Genomic DNA, 20633 nt, shown 5'->3' with positions numbered 1-20633 from the left:
AAGCCACGTTAGACGTAGCGCGAACATAAATGCTGTTGCCCGGTTATCAGAGTCGAGAACACGGGGTAGGGGCATCCGAACGCGCAGTAATCGGACGTTTAGTCGTCGGAATCAGGCCGTAGCGTCCTGCCCCGACGCCTTGATGAGCCCTTTGATGTCCAGCAGTCCGATACGTTCGGTGACATCGCCGTCTTCCACCCGGCGGATGACCGCGTCCACGAGGGGGTGCGACGCGTCGGCGGACGTCGCGTGGTCGCCCGGGACAATCTGTCGGAGTGGAAACATCTCGACGCCGTCGACGCCGTCGACCCGGATTCCGACGCCCTGCTTGTCGGCGGTGCGGTCGAAGACGATGATGCGTTGGCGTTCGAACGGTGCGGGGTCCGCGTCGATGCGGAAGTGGACGCGGGGTTCGATGACGGCGGTGATCTCGCCACGGAGGTCCATGATGCCGTCGATGGCTGGTGAGGTCCGGGGGACGCGGGTCCGTTCGGGGATCTTGACGATGCTCTTGACGGCGTCGACACTGACGGCGAACAGCTTCTCGCCGATGTGGAAGACGACGAACCGCTCCGTCTCCTCGTCCTCCTGCTCGCGTGGGGCGTCGTCGGGGCGCTCGGTCGTCGCGTCGGGATCGAGATCCTCGGCGTCGGCCTCGACCTCGACGTCCAGAAGTTCGTCGGGCAGGTCCGCAGACATGGTTCTATGCGCCTAATACCCCTGGTGGGTAAAAACGTTGACCCCCGCGAGCGACGACCAGCGCCGCCCACGCCAGCAGCTGGACGTCCGCCAGCCCGACCATCGTCGTGACGCTCGAACACGGCGACGTGACCCGGGGGAACCGGCTACTCGCGACGCCCCCGGCCGGTGCCAGCAGGAGACAGCTCCAGCCGGCCACTCGGGGGAGCACACCGTCGACCGGGAACAGCCCGAACAGTGCGAACGTCGCCCCGGTGGTCAGTCAGTGGGTGCGCCGGAGATGTATCGGCGACCGGCGGGTCGGTAACGTCCGCTTACCGGTGCGCGCGTCGGCGTGTCGTCCGGTCACTGCTTCGAGAAGTGGTTCGCGAAGACGTCGACGCCGAACACGAGGACGGCGGGCACGTCCGTTCGGTGAGCGTCCGTCTCCACGTCGGCGAACTCGTTCACGTAGTGGTCGCTGGCTGCGAACGGGAGGAACGCGAACGTGTCCCCGATGGTCCGGGTGGGGTCGAACGTGCCGCCCTTGGCCGGCCCTCAGCATCACCCCGAGCGTGTAGACGACGAGGGCGAGGAGAAGATGTGAATATCATGATATCTTCCACCGCGGATACCGCCATCTTCGACCCGGTGACCCCACCACGTCTCCGTGTTGTGTCGTACGAGGGTATCCTGCCGGTCGCGCGAAACCTAACGGCTCACTACCACAAGATTCAATCTTGATAATCAGACTATACTGTGGCAGATGTCTACTGGACGATGGGCTGAACAAGGCACTGGGGTCGACGAGCGGGACCTGCTCGAGGCACTGGGCAACAAGTACAGCGCGGAGATACTCTGTGCGGCGCAGTCGCCAGCATCGGCGCAAGAACTCAGCGACGAGATGGAGATCCCGATAGCGACCTGTTACCGCCGTATCGAGGAGCTCGTGGAGGCGGGGCTGCTCGAGTGCGAGGGCCGGCAGCTCTCGGAGGAGGGTCGACGGACCAACGTCTACCGACGCACGCTCGACGAACTCGCGGTCGACTTCTCCGAGACGGTCCCCTCGTTCTCCTGCAAGGAACGCTCGGAGGCGAAGAACCGCATCCAGGACCAGATGGAGTGAGTTCCGCGGGCGGTCTGGCCTCCCTGCCGCCAGTGGCGACTGCGACGTGCCAGCGACCCGTTCGGCAGATTCAAGTATTCCTTCGGGAATACCTGGGTATGACTGGAGTAGCCCTCGAACGCGACCGGGAGCGCGTCGAACTCGCCGACACCGAGCGGACGCTCTACGTCGGTCGCGACCGGCCCATCCGTCTCAGCGCCGGTCACCGGATCCAACATCACGACGGGAAGTGCTCGCGACCACACGGCCACAACTACGAGGTGACCGTCCGCCTGACCGGGACGCTCTCCGACGAGGGCTGGGTCGTCGACAAGGGCGACGTGACCGACGTGCTCGAGGCGTTCGACCACCGGTTCCTGCTCGAGGCGAACGACCCGCTCGTCGAGGCGTTCGAGTCGACCGGCGACGGCGACGGCATCGTCGTCCTCGAGCACCCGCCCACGGCGGAGGTGATGAGCGCCTGCTTCGAGGCCGAACTCGAGGCGCGACTCCCCGACAACGTGACCGACGTCGCCGTTCGCGTCGCGGAGACGTCGGAGCTGTGCGGTGGCGGCTTCTGAGATGCCCGTCACCAGCGACGTCACCCGAGCGGCCGACGGCGACGGCGACCTCCCCATCAACGAGCTGTTCTACTCGCTCCAGGGCGAGGGCGGCCTCGCGGGCGTCCCGAGCGTGTTCGTCCGCACGAGCGGCTGCAACCTGCGCTGCTGGTTCTGTGACTCCTACCACACCTCGTGGGACCCCACTCACGCCTGGATGGACGTCGACGACATCGTCGAGGCCGTCGCCGGGTACGACCGTGCGGACCACGTCGTCGTCACCGGCGGCGAGCCACTGCTCCACGACGCTGTCGTCGACCTGCTCCACGAGCTCGACGACCGGGGCTACCACACGACCGTCGAGACGAACGGCACCATCCACCGCGACGCACCCATCGACCTCGCCTCCGTCTCGCCCAAGCTGGCGAACAGCACACCGACGGCCGAGCGCGACCCCGCCGGCGAGGGCGAGTGGGCGGAGCGTCACGAGCGTGACCGCATCGACATCAACACGCTCTCCAGACTCGTCGCCGACTACGACCACCAGCTGAAGTTCGTCGTCACGGACGAGGCCGACGTGCGCGATGTCGAGGACCTGCTCGTGCGGCTCCGAGACCGCGCCCGGGTACCGATCCACGACGATGACGTGCTGCTCATGCCCGAGGGCGCGACGCGCGAGCGACTCGCCGAGACCCGCGACCGCGTCGCCGAGCTGGCGCTGGCACACGGCTACCGCTACACGCCACGGCTGCACGTGGACCTCTGGAACGACGCCCCCGAGACGTGACCGCCTTCACAGAACCCATGACCGACGAGACCACCGACACCGGCGACCAGTACGATACCGACGAACACCCCGACCATCGGCGCGCCGTCGTCCTCGCCTCCGGCGGGATGGACTCCGCGACCGCCGCGTACCTCGCAGCCGACCGGGGCTACGAGGTGTGCCTGCTGCACACCAGCTACGGCCAGAACACCCAGACCCGGGAGTTCGAGAGCGCCGAGGCACTGTCGGTCGAACTCGACGCAGTCGTCGACTTCCTCCACGTCGAGACCGGCCACCTGCAGGCAGTGGGCGGCTCCTCGCTGACCGACGACGAGGTGGCCGTCGCGGACGCCGACCTCGACGCCGACGAGATACCCTCGTCGTACGTCCCGTTCCGGAACGCGAACCTGCTCTCGATGGCGGTCTCCTACGCCGAGGCGAAGGACTGCGACGCGCTGTTCATCGGTGCCCACAGCGAGGACTTCTCGGGCTACCCCGACTGCCGCCCCGCCTTCTTCGATGCCTTCCAGACCGTCGTCGACGTGGGGACGAGACCGGAGACCGACATCGCCATCGAGGCCCCGTTCGTCGAGTGGTCGAAGACGGACATCGCCGAGCGCGGCCTCGAACTCGGTGTGCCGTACGAGCACACCTGGTCGTGCTACCGTGCCGACGCGCCGGCCTGTGGCACCTGCGACGCCTGTGCGTTCCGGCTCCAGGCGTTCCAGCGCCTCGGCGAGCGGGACCCCATCGAGTACGAGGAGCGCCCGAGCTACGTCGACTGACCCGGAAACACGACCGTTCACTTGCATCACGTGCAACAGTGGTGTGTGTGGGTGACACAACCGGCGGACGTCCCCGACGGCCAGTCCTGCGAAAGGGTCTCCCCAGCCGCGTCAGCCGGTCGCCGACTCGTCGGCTGCGTCTCGCTCGCGCGTCCAGACCGTGATGCCGATGCCGACGAGCGCGACGGCCCCGCCGGCGACCGTCAGGACGCCGGGGACCTCCGCGAACAGCGCCAGCGCGAGCAGCGCGCTCCCCAGTGGCTCCCCCAGCAGCGAGACGCTGACGACCGCCGACTCGACGCGTTCGAGCAGCCAGTTGATGACGGTGTGACCGAAGATTCCCGGGCCGACGGCCATCGCGAGGAACAGCGCGTACTCCCGCGGCGGGTAGTCGAACAGGGCGTGTCCCTCCACGAGGACAGTCACGAACAGCACGACCGTGCAGGCCCCGTAGACGACGGTGACGTACGGGAACAGCCGGATGCGCTGGCGGAGCGACCGGCCGGCGAGCACGTAGCCCGCGGCCATCGCGGCGGCGACCACCGCGAGAACGTTCCCGAGCAGGGGGTCGGTTGCGGTCGCACTCTCCCCCGCGTCGAGGCCGATGAGTGCGGCCCCGAACACGGCGACGACGATGCCGACGACCGTCCGGCGAGTCACCCTGTCGCGCAGGAACAACCACGCGCCGACGGCGACGAACAGCGGCTGGGTCTGGACGAGCGTCGCGCTCGCGGCGATGGTCGTCAGGTCGATGCTCGCGAACCAGAGCGCGAAGTGGGCGGCGAGCGCGACGCCCGCGACGACCGCGATGCCGAGGTCCCGGGAGGTGATGCGCCGGAAGTCGCCCGGCGACTGGCGCAACGCGACCGGCGCGACGAGGCAGGTCATGAACAGCACCCGGTAGAACGCCTTCACCGAGCTCGGAGCGGCCGACAGCTCGACGAGCGGCGCGCTGGTGCTGACGGCGGCGACGGCGACGGCGAGCCCGACGACGGGACGGGACTCGACGTACTGGCGGGCTGCGACCGACACGTCAGGCCATCCGGGCAGCCGCGTCAAGGAGATTCCGGTAGCGGCGACCCGGGCCCGCCTGCCCGTTCGTCGGTCGCACTACTCCGCGTCTGCCGGCGTGTCGAAGTCGTGGAAGTGCTCGCCCTTCTCCTTCGAGAGGATGTTCAGCGCGGCCGCCGCGCCGTCGCCAGCGGAGATGATGGCCTGCCACTCCTCGGCGCGGACCATCGCGCCCGTGGCGTAGCAGTCGCCCACGCTGGTCTCCATCGTCACGTCCACCTCGACGACGTCCTCACCGGTGAACGCACAGCCGAGGTCCTCGGCGAGGTCGCGGTTCGCGCCGGTCGCGAGGACGACGTAGTCCGCTTCGACTGCGTCGTCGTCGGCCGTCGTGACCGTGAAGCCGTCGTCGGTCGTCTCGACCCCGGTCACCTCGATACCCTGCTGGCGGTCCACGTCGAACCCGTCGACCTGCTTGCGGGCCTCCTCGACGAACTCGGTGCCGTCCTCCGACTCGATGCCGAGGTAGTTGAACAGATGTGCCTTGTGCATCCAGGTGCCGTCCATGTCGTAGACGGTTGTCTCGAGTCCGTTCTTCGCGGTGAACAGTGCGGCGGACAGGCCGGCGGGACCGCCGCCGACGACTACGACGTGCGTCATGCAGTACCAATCTAGAGCCGCGACGCGGTTAAAGCTACAGGAGCCGGTCAGCTGGACGGGTGTCTCAGGGCTCCAGGAGTTCCTTCGTGCGGCGGTGCCGGTACCGGAACATCGGCTCGAAGCCGATCCACGCGAACGGGCCACCGAGGTCGCCCAGCCCGCCCAGCGGGAGCCGGTACTCGACGCGGTCGTCGACGACGGTGCGGTCGCCGGCGGCGTAGAAGCTGTGGGTGTGCTCCCAGTTGCGGAACGGCCCGCCGCGCATCTCGTCACGGAACAGCGCTGCGCCGGCGTCCTCCGACCGCTCCGTGATGACGGACGTCCAGCGCTGCGTCGGCCCGACGCCGAACGGCCGCATCGACATCCGGATCTCGGAGCCCGTCTCCAGCACGTCGGGGTCCGATTCGCCGTCAGGCCCCCGAACCGACTCGACGCGGAGGTTCGCGAACCCCGGGGTGAGCGCCTCCAGCCCGGCGACATCGGAGTGGAAGTCCCAGACCGTCTGGAACGGGGCGTCGACGACGGTGCGACGGGAGTAGACAGGCATACATACGTGTAGGGAATCCGAGTGCAAAAGGAACCGGGTGACCGCACCGACGGCCTGTGACCGGTGATCGCTTCGACGGACCCGTCCGTCGGGCGTTACTTCAGGCGCTCCTGCAGGAACGACGGGTGCGCGGCGGTGACACCGTCGATGGAGAGCACCTCGTCGTGGATGACGTCGCCGAGCTCGTCGCCGTCGGCGGCACGCACCTCGGCCATCAGCATGTGGTCCCCGCTGGAGGTGTACAGCGACTCGATCGCGCCCAGGTCCTTCAGGGCCCGCGTCGCCTCGACGTAGCGCTCGGAGGCGACGTCGATGCCGACCAATGCGATGGACTGACTGGAGAGCTTCTTCGGGTCCACGTCGGCCGAATAGCCGACGATGACCCCGTCCTCCTCGAGCTGGCTGATGTACTTTCGGACGGTGGGTTTCGAAACCCCGGCACGGTCGGCGATTTCGGCGTAGGAAGCCTGCGCGTCCTCCTCCAGCACGGAGAGGATACGGTCGGCCGTCGATTCGGTGCTCATACAGTAGAGTTTGTGTGCCCGGAAAAATAAGTTATGAATCCGAAAACGGGACGGACGGTTCGCAAAGCCGGGACGGAGACCGGTCAGAAACCGTGCGACGGCGCTACTTGTGACGCTCGAGCAGGTCGTAGCTGCGCTCCCACTCGTAGTCGTCGTCGAAGTAGCGCTCGACGAGCGGCTCGTCGGGCATCTCGCCGAGGGCCGTCTTCTCGGCCTGGTAGGACGGGCTCTCGTCGTCCACGTAGTAACGACCGGTGAGCACCTCGCCCTCGTAGAGCTTGTTCTCCGTCTCGAACATCATCCGGGCCGCCTCCTCGCGGTCGGTGGTGTCGTGCTCGTAGTCGTCGGACTCCTGGATGTCGATGTACGGGACGTACTGCTTCGCGTCCTTGTTCCAGGTCGGGCACTGGGTGAGGAAGTCGATGTGCGCGAAGCCGTCGTACTCGATGGCCTCCTTGATGATCTCCTTCGCCTGGTTCGGGTTGACGGCGGCCGTCCGGGCGATGTAGCCCGCGCCGGCGTTGAGCGACTGTGACAGCGGTCGGATGGGCGTCTTCGCGCTGCCCGACGGCTGGGTCTTCGACTTGTGTCCCTTCGGGGAGGTGGGCGAGGTCTGGCCCTTCGTCAGGCCGAAGACCTCGTTGTTGAACACGATGTAGGTCATGTCGTGGTTCTCCCGGGCGGTGTGGATCAGGTGGTTCCCGCCGATGCCGTAGCCGTCACCGTCGCCGCCGGCCGCGACGACCTCCAGCTCGGGGTTGGCCAGCTTCGCGGCCCGGGCGACGGGCAGCGAGCGGCCGTGGATGGTGTGGAAGCCGTAGCTGTCGAGGTAGCTGTTCAGCTTGCCCGAGCAGCCGATACCGGTGACCGTCAGGACCTCCTCGGGGTTGCGGCCGACCTCGGGCAGGGCCTGCTTCAGCGCCTTCAGGACGCCGAAGTCGCCACAGCCCGGACACCAGGTCGGCTGGGGCTCGTTGCCGGGCGTGAACTCGTCCCGGTCGATCTCTCGTTCCTCTCCGATCGCGTTGAATGCACTCATGGTCTAATCACCTGCTGCTGGTTCGAATCGCACCTGTGCTGTCGGTTCGGCCGAGTCGCCGCCGAGGCGGATCTCGAACCCCTCGACGATCTCGCCGGGCTCGAACGGGTTCCCGTTGTACTTGAGCATCGAGGTGAGCTTCGGCCCGTACCGGCCCAGCTCCTTCTGGAGCAGGCCGCGGAACTGGGCCGAGGCGTTCATCTCGACGACGAGCGCCTCGTCGACGCTCTCCAGGAACTCGGTCATCTCGCCCTCGGGGAACGGCATCATGTCGGAGACGCCGATGCCCTTGACGGAGTGGCCGTTGTCGTTGAGGCGTTCGACGGCCTCCTCGACGGTGCCCTGCTGGGAGCCCCAGGTGATGATACCCAGGTCGGCGTCCTCGTCGCCGAAGTACGTCTGCTGGGAGTCGTGCTCCTCGTCGAGCTCCCGTCGGATGGACTCGATCTTGCGCTTACGCCGGTCCATCTGGAGGACGCGGTTGTCCGGGTCCTCGGCGATGTGGCCCGACGGCCAGTGCTCGTTACCCGACGCGAGGTAGCGGCCGCCCTTCTGCCCCGGCAGGGAGCGTGGGCTGACGCCGTTCTCGGTCTCGTCGGGGTCCGACTGGAAGCGCATGAACTTGCCCGACGCCTCGTGGGCGGCCTCCTTCAGCTCCTCCTCCGTGAGCGTCGACCCGAGCGTCGGGTTCGGCTCGCGGTCGAAGAAGCTCTCGTCGACGTTCTTGTTCTCGCCGGAGAGCTTCTGGTCGTAGATGAGGATGGTCGGAATCTGGTACTCGTAGGCGACGTGGAACGCCATCCGGGTCTGGTCGTACGCCTCCTCGATGTTCCCCGGCGCGAAGACGACGCGCTGGGAGTCACCCTGGGAGGTGTAGAGGACGTGTTCCAGGTCGGCCTGCTCGGGCTTCGTCGGCATCCCGGTCGACGGCCCGGCACGCATGGACTCGACGAGCACGAGCGGCGTCTCCGTCATCTCGGCGAGGCCGAGCGGCTCGGACATCAGCGCGAATCCACCGCCGGACGAGCCGGACATGGCCTTCGCGCCGGCGTGGCTCGCACCGACCGCGAGTGCCGCCGCGGCAATCTCGTCCTCGACCTGCTCGGAGATGCCGCCCATCTTCGGCAGGTTCTGGGTCATGATGGTGAACACGTCGGTCCACGGCGTCATCGGGTAGCCGGCGATGAACCGGCAGCCCTCGTCGATGGCACCGTAGGCGATGGCGTTCGAGCCGGAGACGAGGACCTGTTCCTCGTCGTGCTCGCCCGTTGGGGCGCGCACGTCGTGCTCGAACTCGTACTCCTCCTGGGCCATCTTGTAGGCATCGCGCAGGATGGAGAGGTTCGCCTCGAGGACGTCGCCGGACATGGCGTCCGTCATCAGGTTCTCGATGTGCTCAAGGTCCATCTCGAGCAGCGCGGCCGTGACGCCGACGCCGGCCGTGTTCCGCATGACCTCGCGGCCGTGCTCCTTGGCCATGCCGCGGAGGTTGATGGGGAAGACGTGCCAGTCGTTCTCCTCGGCACGCTCGTCCAGATCCAGCTCGGCAACGTCGTCCTCCTCCAGCAGCCCGGAGTCGTAGACGATGACCCCGCCCTCGCGGAGTTCGTCGAGGTTCTCCGAGAGCGGTTTGATCTCCTCGTCGCCGTAGACGGCCTCCTCCTTCGGGTTCCGCGCGAACGAGTCGCCCAGCGCGAGCAGGAAGTTGTAGCCGTCACCGCGGGACTGTACCTCGTGCCCTGCCGCTCGAATCTCCACGTACGTATGGCCACCACGGATGCGAGACGGGTAGTGGCGATGCGTGAAGATGTCGAGCCCCGACCGCATCAGGGCCTTCGCGAAGTTCTGGCTCGTCGAGTCGATCCCGTCACCGGAACCGCCTGCGATCCGCCAGATAAGTTCGTCGTCAGTCATGCTCAGTAATCACGGCCCCCTGTAAGGCCAGTGTATTAGGAGGTTGGATGGAGTTAGACTAAAGCCTTTGCTATACATTAGCATGGAATAATAGTGAAAGACCGACGGCGGGGCCGTCGACGCCGCGAACGGACGGTCGAACCGCACGAATTTTAATCCGGAACCGACTCGGTTCGCCCATGACCAGCGACGACGAACTGCCCGAGATTCCGGTCGTCTGCGACGACTGCGACACACGGACCGCCGTCCCCTTCAGCGAGGTCGAGGACGCGGTCGCCAGACACAACGACCAACTCCACGACGGCGAGCCGGGTGCGCAGGTCGACCCCGACGTGCTCGACCAGCTGAACGACCTCGTCGCGAAGGATATGGGGCTTCTCGACTGAGACGTTCGAACCCGCCCACAGGCCGTCTACTCGGGCTGGCTCGGGTGGTAGTCGGTATCGTACTCGCCCGGCTGGCCGTCCAGCCGGTCCGGGTTGATGCGGCCCCCGAGCAGCATGAAGTCGAGTATCGTACACGCCACCATCGACTCGACGACGGGCACCGCCCGCGGCGGCAGCACGGGGTCGTGGCGGCCGATGACCTGCACCTGCTTCTCCTCGCCCGTCTCCCAGTCGACCGTCGTCTGCTCCTTCGGAATGGACGTGGGCGCGTGCCACGTTATCTCGCCGTAGATGGGCTCGCCCGTCGTGATGCCGCCCTGCAGGCCCCCGTGGTCGTTGCCGACCGGGACCGGGTCGCCGTCCTCGTCGAACTCCCAGTCCTCGTTCCGGTCGATGCCGGCGACCCCGCGGGCCTCCCGTCCCAGACCGAACTCGAAGGCGGTCGTCGCCGGGATGGACATGAACGCCTGTCCGAGCCGCGACGGGACGCCGTCGAACCGCGGCGCGCCGAGCCCGCGAGGCACGCCCCGCGTCTCGAAGTAGACGCTCCCGCCGATGGAGTCGCCCGCCTCCTGGTACTCGTCGATCAGGTCCCGCATCCGCTCGGCGGTCTCGGGATGCGCACAGCGGACCTCGTTCTCCTCGGTGTGCTCGCCCAGCTCCTCCCACGACACCTCGGGGGCCTCGACGTCGCCGATCTGGTTGACGTGCGCCCGGACCTCTACCCCCTCCGTCGCGAGGATCTTCTTCGCGATGGCCCCCGCTGCGACCCAGTTCACCGTCTCCCGGGCCGACGAGCGCCCGCCGCCGCCCCAGTTCCGCGTCCCGAACTTCGCGGAGTACGTGAAGTCGCCGTGGCTCGGCCGTGGAGCCGTGATGAACGGCTCGTACTTGCCCGAGCGGGCGTCCTTGTTCTCGATGACCATCCCGATGGGCGTTCCCGTCGTGTAGCCGTCCTGCACGCCCGACTTGATGGAGACCGCGTCCGGCTCGCCGCGACTCGTCGTGATGTGGGACTGGCCGGGCTTGCGGCGGTCCAGCTCCGCCTGTACGTCCTCCTCCGAGAGCGCCAGGCCGGCGGGACAGCCGGAGACTGTCACGCCCATCGCCTCGCCGTGGCTCTCCCCGAACGTGGTCATCTGGAACAGACGACCGAAACGATTGCCGTTCATGTCCCCGACTCGGGGACCCGGGGATTTAGGTGTTCTAGACAGCGCCAGAACTGACCGTTGAAGTACCATGGCGGGACCAGTCCCGGCGTGACCTGACCGGCACCCCTGCACGTCTCGCGGTTGTGCGACGCAGCGTGCAGGGGGAGTGCAGGCGTCGCCTGTCAGCCCCCATCCGAACGTGCAGTCACGACTCCGCCATCACGATAGCTCGGCGAGCCTGACGGCCGCGACCTCGGTCAACATCTCCTCGGGGTGCAACCCTCCATGCATCCCGACCAGCGAGAGTTCCTCGGCCTCGTGGTCGCCCCACCACGTGCCGAGCTCGCGGTGCGTCAGCGTCACGTCGCCGAGCCGCCGTAGGAACGTCTCCGACGACTTCACGTCGCCAAACAGCTGCGCCTCCAACACCTGCTCCTGTGTGTAGACGCGAGCGTCGAGCGACGACGCCAGTCGGTCGGCCGTCGCCTCCACACGCCCCCGTTGCAAGTGAAGCTGGACGTTGCGTGGACTCCCGGCAAAGCGGACGCGTTCTCCCTTTCTATCGCGCTCCAGCGCGTCGACCAACGCTGCATCCTCGTCCAGGTTCACGTTCCGTTCGGGGTCCGTGTCCACGTGTCCGTGGTCAGCCGTCACCAGCAACAGCGTCCCCTCGCGCGTCTCGTCGTCGAGGCCGGCGAGCGACCGCTCTAGCACGTCGAACACCTCGGCGACCGTGTCGCGGTACGCATCCGAGCGCGTCCCCGTCCGATGTCCCTCGTGGTCGACGTGCGGGATGTAGCAGAAGCAGTACGACCGCCCATCGGCGGCGTCGACCGCGGTCCGAAGCTGCCCGGGCAGCTCGTCCAGCGCACCGTAGGTGTGCGCCGTCGCGCCCTCGTACGTCTCGTCGAACGGAACGACGTGGTGGGCTTCGACGCCCTGCTCGGACAGCGCCGGGTAGATCGCGTCGGCGTCGAACACCTCGTCAGGCCCCAGCCCGGTCGGCGGGACCCCCTCTTTCGTCAGGAACGGAAGCGCCTCGAACGTCTCCTCGAACCCGGGGTCGTGGACGTTCCAGCCGACGACGCCGTGCTCGGCCGGGAGCGCGCCGGTGTGGAACGTCGTGATGGCGGCCGCGGTCTCGCTCGGGTAGATGGAGGTGAGCGGCGTCACCCGTGCCGTGTCGGTGAGGCGGTCGAGGAACGCGTGGTGCTCGCGCTCGCGCTGCCACTGCGTCCAGCCGAAGCCGTCGACCAACACGACGAGCACCGTCTCGATGCCATCGGTGTCGACGCCATCGAAGGTGTCCGCCGGGAGCGTTCGGCCGGCGGCGGCGTCGAGCAGCGACGCGACCGAGCCCGGCAGGTTCGAGAAGCAGTAGCCGTCGTAGTCCGGAAAGAGGTAGCCATCGTCCTCGAACCGGTCCCGCAGCGATGCCGCGACATCCGTCCGGAGCATACGCCGACGAACGGCCGACTCGTAAAAAGAGTCCCCGGTTGTGGGGGTCAGCGTCGAACGGTCGCACCGAGGTCCGCAAGCACGTCGAAGAAGTTCGGGAACGACACGTCGACGTGTTCGCCGCCCGCGACGGTGGTTTCGCCCTCGGCGACGAGGCCGACGACGGAGAGCGCCATCACGATACGGTGGTCCTTCCGCCCGTCGACGCGGGCACCGACGAGCTCGCTCTCGTCGCCGTAGACGACCAGTTCGTCCTCGTGCTCGGTGACGCTCGCGCCGAGTTTCGTCAGCTCCTCGGCCATCGCGCTCACGCGGTCCGTCTCCTTGTAGCGGACGTGCTCGACGTTCTCGATGCGCGTCTCGCCGTCGGCGATTGCACCGAGCGCGGCGATGGTGGGAAGGAGGTCGGGCGTGTCCCCCACGTCGACCGTGGTACCGGACAGCGACGACTGCGACACATCGATGGTGCCCGCCTCGCGGTCCCAGTCGACCGCCGCACCCATCCTGTCGAGTACGTCGACGATGGCGGTGTCCCCCTGCGCGCTCGGGACTGCGCCGTCGAGCGTCAGCCCCTCGGGGGCCGCGACGGCTCCGGCTGCGAGCAGGTACGACAGCGAGGAGAAGTCGCCGGGGACGGCGTACTCGCCACCGGGGTCGTATCGCTGGCCACCGTCGACAGCGAAGCCGTCGTCGGTCCGGTGGGCATCGACGCCGAACGCGTCGAGTACGTCGAGCGTGATGTCGACGTACGGCGCGGACTTCAGCTCGGTTTCGAGGTCGACCCGGATGCCCTCGTCGGTGTTCGCACCGGCCATGAGCAGCGCGGTGACGTACTGCGAGGACACGTCGCCGGGAATCGAGACCCTCCCGCCGGAGATGGGCCCGGTCACGACGAGCGGTGCCTGCCCGTTCTCACGGGTACTCTCGGCTCTCGCGCCGAGTTCGGTGAGTGCGTCGAGGAGCGGGCCCTGCGGGCGCGAGCGGAGCGACTCGTCGCCGGTCAGGACGGTCGTCCCGTCGACCAGGCCGGCGGCTGCCGTGACGAGTCGCATCGTCGTCCCGCTGTTGGCGCAGTCGATGACGTCGGCCGGGACGCCGGGCACACCGTCGAAGCCATCGACATCGAGGCGGCTCTCGTCGTCGGTCACCGCGACCGACCCGCCGAAAGCTTCCACAGCGCGAGCTGTCGCCCGTGTGTCGGCGCTGAGAAGCGGGTCCGTCACGGCCGCCCCGTCGGCGTAGCCCGCGGCGAGGATGGCCCTGTGCGTGTAGCTCTTCGAGGGCGGTGCCCTGGCGGTTCCGTGGACCGTCGAAGGCGAGATGGAGACGTCCATATCCGGTCGTGGGGCGGTCGCGCCATGAGCGTACCGACAGCGGTGAGATTACCGTCGGCGACGTACTCAAGTCCGGCGCTGCCCTGTGTCGAGACGTGAGCGAGGATGACGACCCGACAGTGATCCGGTCGCTGGCGATCCACGCGAACGACGTGGTCGCGGCGCTGGTGGCGAGCGAGCAGGGGGCCGAGACGGTGCTCCGGGTCACCCCGCCGTTCAACGGTCGGATGCGCGCCCGAATCCACCGTGTCGGTCCGGGCGGCGTCACCGATGGTCGCGATGAGGAGACCGGGGCCTTCCACATCTCGCCGGACCGGCTGGTCGAGGCCTCGGCCCCCAGGTACCCGCGAGCCGTGGATACGGAACCCGACGGGGAGTACGACGTCGAGAGCCACCACGAGCGCCACGTCGATGCGGTCGAGGAGTGGCGAGAGACGGTCAGGGAGCACCTCGCCGATTCGGTCGAACTGTCGACACCGGACGGTCAGCACGAGGTCGACGTGGCCGTGCTCGGGTGAGGCCGTCGCCCCGACGGAACCGGCCGCCCGGTTCCCCAACCGGACGGTTTTTACTCGCTCCGCGGAACTGTCGCCGTATGGACCCGGACCTCTCCGCACTGGACGCGTTCCTCGACGAGGAGGGCCTCGATGGCTACGCGTTCTACGACGACGAGTCGAACTCTGACTGCTACTATCTGACCGGTTTCGGGGCACCGGACCCGTTCTTCGCGGTCTACACACCCGACGAGACGGCGGCGCTCGTCTCGTCGCTGGAGTACGGCCGGGCGAAGAAGGAGGGTCGACTCGACCGGGTCGCACGGCTCACCGACTACGACCTGCAGGAGAAGCGACGGGAACACAGCGCCGAGAGGGCGACCGAGCTCGTCCAGGCCGAGTTCCTCGCCGACCTCGGCTGTGAGTCGGTCGCCGTCGGCCGCGATTTCCCGGTCGGGACGGCGGACGGCCTCCGGAACCAGGACGTCTCGGTGGTCCCCGACGAGGAGGGGGTCGTCGGCGACATCCGCGCCGTGAAGACCGACGAGGAGGTCGACAACGTCCGGACGGCACAGCGGGCCAACGAGGCCGCGATGGCCCGTGCAGAGGAGCTCGTCGCGGAGGCGACTGTCGACGATGACGGCGTCCTCCACCGGCCCGACGGCGAGGTGCTCACCTGCGAGTTCGTCAAGCAGGAGATCGAGATCAGCCTGCTCCGGCACGACTGCGCACTCGACGAGACCATCGTCGCCTGCGGTGAGAACGCTGCAGACCCCCACGACCGCGGCAGCGGTCCCATCCGCGCGGACGAGTTCGTCATCGTCGACATCTTCCCGAAGGACAAGGCGACGAAGTACCACTCGGACATGACCCGGACGTTCCTGAAGGGCGAGCCCTCGGAGACCCAGCGCGAGTGGTACGAGGTCACCGACGAGGCCCGAAAGGCGGCACTCGACGTCGTCGAGGCGGGCGCGACCGGTGACGCGGTGAACCAGGCCGTCATCGACGTCTACCAGGACGCCGGCTACCCGACCATCTTCACCGACCCGGGCACCGAGACCGGCTTCATCCACTCGACCGGTCACGGCGTCGGGCTGGATGTCCACGAGGGACCCGCGGTCTCCCGCGACGGCGAGGAGCTGCAGGCGGGTCACATCATCACCATCGAGCCCGGCCTGTACGACCCCGCGGTCGGCGGCGTCCGCATCGAGGATATCGTCGTCGTCACCGAGGACGGCTACGAGAACCTCGTCGACTACCCGGTCGAGCTGGTCGTGGACTGATGCCCACGACCCCGGATAAACAGCTTTAAAATGACGCTCGGGGAACTCGAGAACATGAACCTCTCCGCCATGAGCCCCGAGGGCGCGTTCAACTGGCTGATGATAACCATCGGTCTGCTCGTCGTGCTGACCATCGGCCTGTTCTACTACGCGGGCTTCTTCTGAGGCCGACCGAACCCCTTTTGAACGCCGGTTCGCTACCCCGTAGCGATGCGAACACTCGTCGTCGGGGCCGGCTCCATGGGACGTTGGCTAGCCGACGCACTCGACGGCACCGTCACCTTCGCGGACGCGGACGGAGGCGCGGCTCGCGAGGCGGCGGCCGCCGTCGGCGGTACGACCGCTGACCTCGACGGCACCGACACCTACGAGGTGGTCTGTCTCGCGGTACCGATGCCCGTCGTCGGTGACGCCATCGCGGCACAGGCCGACCGCGCCGAACGCGCGATCGTCGACGTGACCGGCGAGATGGCGACCCCGCTCGCGGCGATGCGCGACCACGCACCGGCTCTCGAACGGCTGAGCCTCCACCCCCTGTTCGCGCCGTCGAGCGCACCCGGGCGGATCGCCGCCGTCACCGACGAGTCCGGCCCGACGGTCGATGCGGTCCGGACCGCACTCACCGACGCCGGCAACGAGGTCTTCGAGACGACTGCGGACGAACACGACGAGGCGATGGAGACGGTCCAGGCGAGCGCCCATGCGGCCGTCCTCGCCTACGGTCTCGCCGCCGAACCCGTCGACGAACGATTCCACACGCCCGTCTCGGCCGACCTGCAGACCCTCGTCGACCGGGTGACCGACGGTGACGCGCACGTCTACGCCGACATCCAGTCGCGGTTCGACGGCGCGGACGCGCTCGCCGAGGCCGCCGCCAGGATCGCCGACGCGGACCGTGACGAGTTCGAACAGCTGTACGAACGACTGCGGGACGGGACGACCGACGACGACGGACCGGGGGGTACCTGACGATGGTCGACAGAGAGGCAGTCGTCTCCAACGCCAAGTACCTCCGGAACGTCCGGCCCATCGACCCCGACGAGATCTGTGAGTACGTCGCCAGCCAGCCCCACCCCGCCGTCGTCCGGCAGGTGCTCCGTGAGGAGGCCGTCGACCTCGAACTCGTCGAACGCGGGGACGGTACCTTCGTCCCGGTGTCGGAGCGGCCGGTCGAGACCCCTATCGACGTGGTCGAGTCGCTCCCGGAGACCTACGCCAGCGCGCTCGACGAACTGCTCGTGGACCACTACGGCTACGAGTGGGCGACCGGCGAGTCCGGGGACCGGCTCCGCGAGACCATCCGCCGGCTCAAGGACGACTACTACCAGCGACGCCAGGTCGAGTACGATACGGACGTGGCGCTCGGGTACGCCATCTACCACCTGCCGGACTTCTACGCCGCTGTCCAGTACACCCTGAACGACCTCGTCGCGAAACGCCTGCTCCCCCGGGAGCTCCGAATCCTCGACGTCGGTGCCGGCGTCGGCGGCCCGGCACTCGGCATCAACGACTACCTGCCCGACGACGCACTCGTCGACTACCACGCCGTCGAGCCCAGCGCCGCGACCGAAGTGCTCGGCGCGCTCCTCGCGGAGACCGGCCCGAACGTCCACCCGACCGTCCACGAGACGACCGCCGAGGCGTTCGAACCCGAGGGCGAGTACGACATCGTCCTCTTCGCGAACGTCCTCAACGAGCTCGAGGACCCGGAGACGGTCCTCCGACGCTACCTCGACCACGTCGCCGCCGACGGCTCGCTCGTCGCACTCGCGCCTGCCGACCGCAACACGAGCACCGGCCTCCGTGCGCTGGAACGAGCGGTTGCGGACGATGGAACCGACGACAGTCCGACCGTCTACGCCCCCACCGTCCGCCTCTGGCCGAACGAGGCACCGACCGACCGTGGCTGGTCGTTCGACGTCCGGCCCGACCTCGCGGTCCCCGCGTTCCAGCGCCGACTCGACGAGCGACGCGCCGACGACGCGGACGCCGCCGACGACCGCGAGCCAGCCGACGGCGAGTTCGTGAACGTCGACGTCCAGTTCTCCTACAGCGTCCTCCGCCACGACGACGAACGTCTCCTCGACGTCACGCCATCGGCGAACACCTACGCGAAGATGGCGAACATGGACGACCACGTCTCGAACCGCATCGACCTGCTCGCGGTGAAACTCTCCCACGACCTCTCGCCCGACGACCCCACTGCCAACCAGCTGTTCAAGATCGGCGACGGCTCCGAACACGAGGACAACTACGCCGTCCTCGTGCGCGAGACCGTCGGGAACGCCGACCTCGCCACCGCGGACTACGGCGACCTCCTCGTCTTCGACGGCGTGCTCGCCCTCTGGAACGACGACGAGGACTCCTACAACCTCGTCGTCGACGAGGAGACCGTCGTCGACCGCATCCCGAAGCCGGTCTGAGCGCGCCAGGCCAGCCTCCGGACCCGAACATCCTCACAACCATTCCCACCCGCTGAAAATCTGCGAGGGTGACTTTTGAGTCGCCTGGCAACCGGCGGGTATGCCAGTGGACGACCGACAACGCATCAGCGATGCACCGCGAGCGACCGACGGCTCGGAGTGGGAGGTCTTCGTCCGGGAGACCAGTACCGGCCCGATGCAACACGTCGGGAGCGTCACGGCCGATAGCTGGGACATCGCCTACGAGCAGGCGGGCGCGCTGTTCTCGTTCACCGCGGACGACCTCTGGCTCTGCCCTGCCGAGGCTGTGCACCGGTTCACTCCCTCGACGCTCGACGAGGCCGCGACCCCCGCGGACGACTGACCATCACGAACCATGATATCCGTCTCGAAGCTACTGTGTGGGCTCGACGCCGAGGGCGACGGCCTCCGGTACGACGCAGCCGACGAATCCGACAAAGAACAGATCTCCGAGGAGAAACAGCGGCGACCGGTCGTCGTCTGGAACACGACGCGCGGCTGCAACCTCTACTGCGAGCACTGCTACGCCAGCGCCTGCGACAGCGGGGCCGACGGCGAGTTCTCGACCCGTGAGGGGAAACGACTGCTCGATGACCTCGCAGACTACGGCGTCCCGGTCGTCCTGTTCTCCGGTGGGGAACCCCTCGTCAGGCCGGACCTCGTCGAACTCGTCGACTACGCCGCCGACGTGGGCCTCCGCCCGGTCCTCTCGACCAACGGGACGCTCATCACCGCGGACCGTGCCCGGGCGCTCGCCGACGCGGGTCTCGCCTACGCCGGCATCTCTGTCGACGGGATGGCCGAGACGAACGACCATTTCCGCGGACAGGACGGCGCGTTCGACGCCGCGGTTCGAGGCATCGAGCACTGCCTCGACACCGGACTGAAGACCGGCCTCCGGTACACCATCACGCAACACAACCGCGACGACCTCCGCGACATCGTCGACCTGCTCGCCGACATCGGACTCGACCGCTTCTGCTTCTACCACCTCGCCTACGGCGGCCGCGGTGCGGACATCTCGGACACCGACCTCTCGACGGCGGAACGACGCGAGGCGGTCCGCGAGGTGTGCGACCTCACTCGCGCCTACCACGACGAGGGTCACGAGATAGAGACCCTCCTCGTCGGGAACTACGCCGACGCCGGCTACATCACCGAGTACGCCCGCCGCGAGATGGGTGAAGGCCGTGCCCGAACGGTTCGCCGGTATCTCAAGACCAACGGCGGCGACCCCGCCGGCGAGCGCGTCGCCGACATCGACTACCACGGCAACGTCCACCTCAATCAGTTCTGGCAGTCCTACAGCCTCGGCAACGTCCGCGACCGTTCCTTCGGTGCAATCTGGGAGGACGACTCGAACCCGCTCGTGAACGCGCTCCGCTCCCGCGAAGACAGGCTCCAGGGACGCTGCACCGACTGCCAGTACGCCGATATCTGCAAGGGTGGCTCGCCGCTCCGGTCGCTCGCGGTCCACGACGACCCGTTCGCACCCGACCCGCAGTGCTACCTCACGCCGGAAGAGCGTGCGCCCGATACCGGCGGACTGCAGCCGACGGACGCCGACTGACCGACACCCACACCGCTCCTGACGCCTTCGGAGTCCCCGAACGGTGCCCTTTTGCCCACCCACTCCGAGCCACCCGGCATGGACGACGACCTCGAGATCCTCCTCACCAACGACGACGGCATCGAGAGTCCGGGGTTCAGAGCCCTCTACGACTCGCTCTCGGACCTCGGTGACGTCACCGCCGTCGCACCCGCGACCGACCAGAGCGCCGTCGGTCGTGCGATCTCCAGCCGGGTCGACATCGCCGAGCACGAGCTCGGCTACGCTATCGAGGGCACCCCCGCGGACTGCGTCGTCGCCGGCCTCCAGGCCATCTGCCCGAACCCCGACCTCGTCGTCTCCGGCTGCAACAAGGGGGCCAACCTCGGCCACTACGTCCTCGGCCGCTCCGGCACCGTCAGCGCCGCCGTCGAGGCCGCGTTCTTCGGCGTTCCCGCCATCGCAGCGTCTCTGTACGTCCCACTCGACCCCAACGACGACCGGGAGTGGACCGACGTCGACGTCCCCGAATCGAAGTACCGCGAGGCGACCCGTGCCACCACCTACCTCGTGAAGCACGCCCTCGGAGCCGGCGTGTTCGACCACGCCGACTACCTCAACCTCAACGCACCCGTCCCCGACTACTGCACCGGTGACATCGAGATCACCCGCCCGTCGCACATGTACGACATGGACGCCACCGTCGACGACGGCATCGCCTCCCTCCACGACCGCGTCTGGGAACGCATGGCAGCCGGTGACGTCCCCGACCCCGAAGGAACCGACCGTCGCGCCATCGTCGACGGCCACGTCAGCGTCTCCCCCCTCACCGCCCCCCACACCACCGAGCACCACGAGGCACTCGACGCACTGGCGGCAACCTACAACTCCGACTGAGGACCCGCTCCGGCTCGACCCCGTTGCTTTTCCACCGGCGGCCCGAAC

22 protein-coding genes are annotated in these 20633 nt (G+C 67.9%); 12 read left to right on the top strand and 10 right to left on the bottom strand.

Features of this window, described 5'->3' with window-relative positions; translation table 11 throughout:
* Positions 1-111: 111 nt before the first annotated feature.
* Complete coding sequence (locus tag NOW55_RS12225) at positions 112-699, bottom strand: chemotaxis protein CheW (protein ID WP_256400371.1); 588 nt, start codon at positions 697-699, stop codon at positions 112-114.
* A gap of 745 nt (positions 700-1444) precedes the next feature.
* On the opposite strand from NOW55_RS12225, the gene NOW55_RS12220 reads away from it, so the two are divergent.
* The 4 genes from NOW55_RS12220 (at position 1445) to queC (ending at position 3894) form a co-directional block, all read left to right on the top strand.
* Positions 1445-1804: an ArsR/SmtB family transcription factor gene (locus NOW55_RS12220; RefSeq protein WP_256400370.1), complete on the top strand. Its 360-nt coding sequence runs from the start codon at positions 1445-1447 to the stop codon at positions 1802-1804.
* Positions 1805-1902: 98 nt separating this feature from the next.
* Positions 1903-2364 carry a 6-pyruvoyl trahydropterin synthase family protein gene (locus NOW55_RS12215; protein ID WP_256400369.1) on the top strand — a complete coding sequence of 154 codons (462 nt, stop codon included), beginning with the start codon at positions 1903-1905 and terminating at the stop codon, positions 2362-2364.
* A gap of 1 nt (position 2365) precedes the next feature.
* Positions 2366-3130 carry a 7-carboxy-7-deazaguanine synthase QueE gene (locus NOW55_RS12210; protein WP_256400368.1) on the top strand — a complete coding sequence of 255 codons (765 nt, stop codon included), beginning with the start codon at positions 2366-2368 and terminating at the stop codon, positions 3128-3130.
* 17 nt (positions 3131-3147) lie between these two features.
* The gene (gene queC, locus NOW55_RS12205; RefSeq protein ID WP_256400367.1) at positions 3148-3894 is read left to right on the top strand and encodes a 7-cyano-7-deazaguanine synthase QueC; all 747 of its coding nucleotides are present in this window, start codon (positions 3148-3150) and stop codon (positions 3892-3894) included.
* A gap of 111 nt (positions 3895-4005) precedes the next feature.
* Here queC and NOW55_RS12200 read toward each other — a convergent pair whose 3' ends face one another.
* The 6 genes from NOW55_RS12200 to NOW55_RS12175 form a co-directional block, all read right to left on the bottom strand.
* On the bottom strand, positions 4006-4926 hold the full coding sequence (locus NOW55_RS12200; RefSeq protein ID WP_256400366.1) for a DMT family transporter: 921 nt from the start codon (positions 4924-4926) through the stop codon (positions 4006-4008).
* A gap of 78 nt (positions 4927-5004) precedes the next feature.
* On the bottom strand, positions 5005-5565 hold the full coding sequence (locus NOW55_RS12195) for an FAD-dependent oxidoreductase (RefSeq protein ID WP_256400365.1): 561 nt from the start codon (positions 5563-5565) through the stop codon (positions 5005-5007).
* Between the two features lie 64 nt (positions 5566-5629).
* Positions 5630-6112 (bottom strand): SRPBCC family protein, encoded by a 483-nt coding sequence (locus tag NOW55_RS12190; RefSeq protein WP_256400364.1) that lies wholly within the window; start codon positions 6110-6112, stop codon positions 5630-5632.
* A 95-nt stretch (positions 6113-6207) separates the two neighbouring features.
* The gene (gene lrpA1 / locus NOW55_RS12185; RefSeq protein WP_256400363.1) at positions 6208-6636 is read right to left on the bottom strand and encodes an HTH-type transcriptional regulator LrpA1; all 429 of its coding nucleotides are present in this window, start codon (positions 6634-6636) and stop codon (positions 6208-6210) included.
* 103 nt (positions 6637-6739) lie between these two features.
* On the bottom strand, positions 6740-7675 hold the full coding sequence (locus tag NOW55_RS12180; protein WP_256400362.1) for a thiamine pyrophosphate-dependent enzyme: 936 nt from the start codon (positions 7673-7675) through the stop codon (positions 6740-6742).
* Positions 7676-7678: 3 nt separating this feature from the next.
* Complete coding sequence (locus NOW55_RS12175; protein ID WP_256400361.1) at positions 7679-9589, bottom strand: 2-oxoacid:acceptor oxidoreductase subunit alpha; 1911 nt, start codon at positions 9587-9589, stop codon at positions 7679-7681.
* A 179-nt stretch (positions 9590-9768) separates the two neighbouring features.
* Here NOW55_RS12175 and NOW55_RS12170 point away from each other — a divergent pair, with 179 nt between their 5' ends.
* A complete protein-coding gene (locus NOW55_RS12170; protein ID WP_256400360.1) occupies positions 9769-9975 on the top strand; it encodes a DUF8149 family protein in 207 nt (68 codons plus the stop codon).
* 26 nt (positions 9976-10001) lie between these two features.
* Here the strand turns inward: NOW55_RS12170 and aroC are convergent, their stop codons facing one another.
* From aroC to aroA, 3 genes are all read right to left on the bottom strand, one after another.
* Positions 10002-11147 (bottom strand): chorismate synthase, encoded by a 1146-nt coding sequence (aroC, locus tag NOW55_RS12165; protein WP_256400359.1) that lies wholly within the window; start codon positions 11145-11147, stop codon positions 10002-10004.
* Positions 11148-11345: 198 nt separating this feature from the next.
* A complete protein-coding gene (locus NOW55_RS12160) occupies positions 11346-12584 on the bottom strand; it encodes an alkaline phosphatase family protein (RefSeq protein WP_256400358.1) in 1239 nt (412 codons plus the stop codon).
* A 47-nt stretch (positions 12585-12631) separates the two neighbouring features.
* The gene (aroA, locus tag NOW55_RS12155) at positions 12632-13918 is read right to left on the bottom strand and encodes a 3-phosphoshikimate 1-carboxyvinyltransferase (protein WP_256400357.1); all 1287 of its coding nucleotides are present in this window, start codon (positions 13916-13918) and stop codon (positions 12632-12634) included.
* A 95-nt stretch (positions 13919-14013) separates the two neighbouring features.
* Between aroA and NOW55_RS12150 the strand changes: the two genes are divergently transcribed.
* From NOW55_RS12150 to surE, 7 genes are all read left to right on the top strand, one after another.
* Positions 14014-14436, top strand: coding sequence for a DUF8009 family protein (locus NOW55_RS12150; RefSeq protein WP_256400356.1), 423 nt, complete (start codon positions 14014-14016; stop codon positions 14434-14436).
* Between the two features lie 77 nt (positions 14437-14513).
* Positions 14514-15695 (top strand): M24 family metallopeptidase, encoded by a 1182-nt coding sequence (locus NOW55_RS12145; RefSeq protein ID WP_256400355.1) that lies wholly within the window; start codon positions 14514-14516, stop codon positions 15693-15695.
* Positions 15696-15905: 210 nt separating this feature from the next.
* The gene (locus NOW55_RS12140; protein WP_256400354.1) at positions 15906-16664 is read left to right on the top strand and encodes a prephenate dehydrogenase/arogenate dehydrogenase family protein; all 759 of its coding nucleotides are present in this window, start codon (positions 15906-15908) and stop codon (positions 16662-16664) included.
* A 2-nt stretch (positions 16665-16666) separates the two neighbouring features.
* Positions 16667-18118 carry a small ribosomal subunit Rsm22 family protein gene (locus tag NOW55_RS12135; protein WP_256400353.1) on the top strand — a complete coding sequence of 484 codons (1452 nt, stop codon included), beginning with the start codon at positions 16667-16669 and terminating at the stop codon, positions 18116-18118.
* A 100-nt stretch (positions 18119-18218) separates the two neighbouring features.
* Entirely contained in the window at positions 18219-18482 is a 264-nt protein-coding gene (locus NOW55_RS12130) for an Htur_1727 family rSAM-partnered candidate RiPP (protein WP_256400352.1), read from the top strand.
* 12 nt (positions 18483-18494) lie between these two features.
* A complete protein-coding gene (locus tag NOW55_RS12125; RefSeq protein WP_256400351.1) occupies positions 18495-19709 on the top strand; it encodes a TIGR04347 family pseudo-SAM/SPASM protein in 1215 nt (404 codons plus the stop codon).
* 78 nt (positions 19710-19787) lie between these two features.
* Positions 19788-20585, top strand: coding sequence for a 5'/3'-nucleotidase SurE (gene surE / locus NOW55_RS12120; RefSeq protein ID WP_256400350.1), 798 nt, complete (start codon positions 19788-19790; stop codon positions 20583-20585).
* Positions 20586-20633: the final 48 nt, after the last annotated feature.

It is taken from the genome of Haloarchaeobius litoreus, assembly GCF_024495425.1.
Taxonomy (GTDB): domain Archaea; phylum Halobacteriota; class Halobacteria; order Halobacteriales; family Natrialbaceae; genus Haloarchaeobius; species Haloarchaeobius litoreus.
Note: the sequence above shows the minus strand (reverse complement) of the source record. Positions and strands in the feature narration are given on the sequence as shown.

What these genes read in the sequence shown, in the direction of transcription:
- NOW55_RS12195 (WP_256400365.1), bottom strand. Translation starts at nt 5,565, where the DNA reads ATGACGCACGTCGTAGTCGTCGGCGGCGGTCCCGCCGGCCTGTCCGCC.
- queC (WP_256400367.1), top strand. Translation starts at nt 3,148, where the DNA reads ATGACCGACGAGACCACCGACACCGGCGACCAGTACGATACCGACGAA.
- NOW55_RS12170 (WP_256400360.1), top strand. Translation starts at nt 9,769, where the DNA reads ATGACCAGCGACGACGAACTGCCCGAGATTCCGGTCGTCTGCGACGAC.
- aroC (WP_256400359.1), bottom strand. Translation starts at nt 11,147, where the DNA reads ATGAACGGCAATCGTTTCGGTCGTCTGTTCCAGATGACCACGTTCGGG.
- NOW55_RS12215 (WP_256400369.1), top strand. Translation starts at nt 1,903, where the DNA reads ATGACTGGAGTAGCCCTCGAACGCGACCGGGAGCGCGTCGAACTCGCC.
- NOW55_RS12145 (WP_256400355.1), top strand. Translation starts at nt 14,514, where the DNA reads ATGGACCCGGACCTCTCCGCACTGGACGCGTTCCTCGACGAGGAGGGC.
- NOW55_RS12190 (WP_256400364.1), bottom strand. Translation starts at nt 6,112, where the DNA reads ATGCCTGTCTACTCCCGTCGCACCGTCGTCGACGCCCCGTTCCAGACG.
- NOW55_RS12140 (WP_256400354.1), top strand. Translation starts at nt 15,906, where the DNA reads ATGCGAACACTCGTCGTCGGGGCCGGCTCCATGGGACGTTGGCTAGCC.
- NOW55_RS12225 (WP_256400371.1), bottom strand. Translation starts at nt 699, where the DNA reads ATGTCTGCGGACCTGCCCGACGAACTTCTGGACGTCGAGGTCGAGGCC.
- NOW55_RS12135 (WP_256400353.1), top strand. Translation starts at nt 16,667, where the DNA reads ATGGTCGACAGAGAGGCAGTCGTCTCCAACGCCAAGTACCTCCGGAAC.
- NOW55_RS12130 (WP_256400352.1), top strand. Translation starts at nt 18,219, where the DNA reads ATGCCAGTGGACGACCGACAACGCATCAGCGATGCACCGCGAGCGACC.
- lrpA1 (WP_256400363.1), bottom strand. Translation starts at nt 6,636, where the DNA reads ATGAGCACCGAATCGACGGCCGACCGTATCCTCTCCGTGCTGGAGGAG.
- NOW55_RS12210 (WP_256400368.1), top strand. Translation starts at nt 2,366, where the DNA reads ATGCCCGTCACCAGCGACGTCACCCGAGCGGCCGACGGCGACGGCGAC.
- aroA (WP_256400357.1), bottom strand. Translation starts at nt 13,918, where the DNA reads ATGGACGTCTCCATCTCGCCTTCGACGGTCCACGGAACCGCCAGGGCA.
- NOW55_RS12220 (WP_256400370.1), top strand. Translation starts at nt 1,445, where the DNA reads ATGTCTACTGGACGATGGGCTGAACAAGGCACTGGGGTCGACGAGCGG.
- NOW55_RS12125 (WP_256400351.1), top strand. Translation starts at nt 18,495, where the DNA reads ATGATATCCGTCTCGAAGCTACTGTGTGGGCTCGACGCCGAGGGCGAC.
- surE (WP_256400350.1), top strand. Translation starts at nt 19,788, where the DNA reads ATGGACGACGACCTCGAGATCCTCCTCACCAACGACGACGGCATCGAG.
- NOW55_RS12175 (WP_256400361.1), bottom strand. Translation starts at nt 9,589, where the DNA reads ATGACTGACGACGAACTTATCTGGCGGATCGCAGGCGGTTCCGGTGAC.
- NOW55_RS12160 (WP_256400358.1), bottom strand. Translation starts at nt 12,584, where the DNA reads ATGCTCCGGACGGATGTCGCGGCATCGCTGCGGGACCGGTTCGAGGAC.
- NOW55_RS12180 (WP_256400362.1), bottom strand. Translation starts at nt 7,675, where the DNA reads ATGAGTGCATTCAACGCGATCGGAGAGGAACGAGAGATCGACCGGGAC.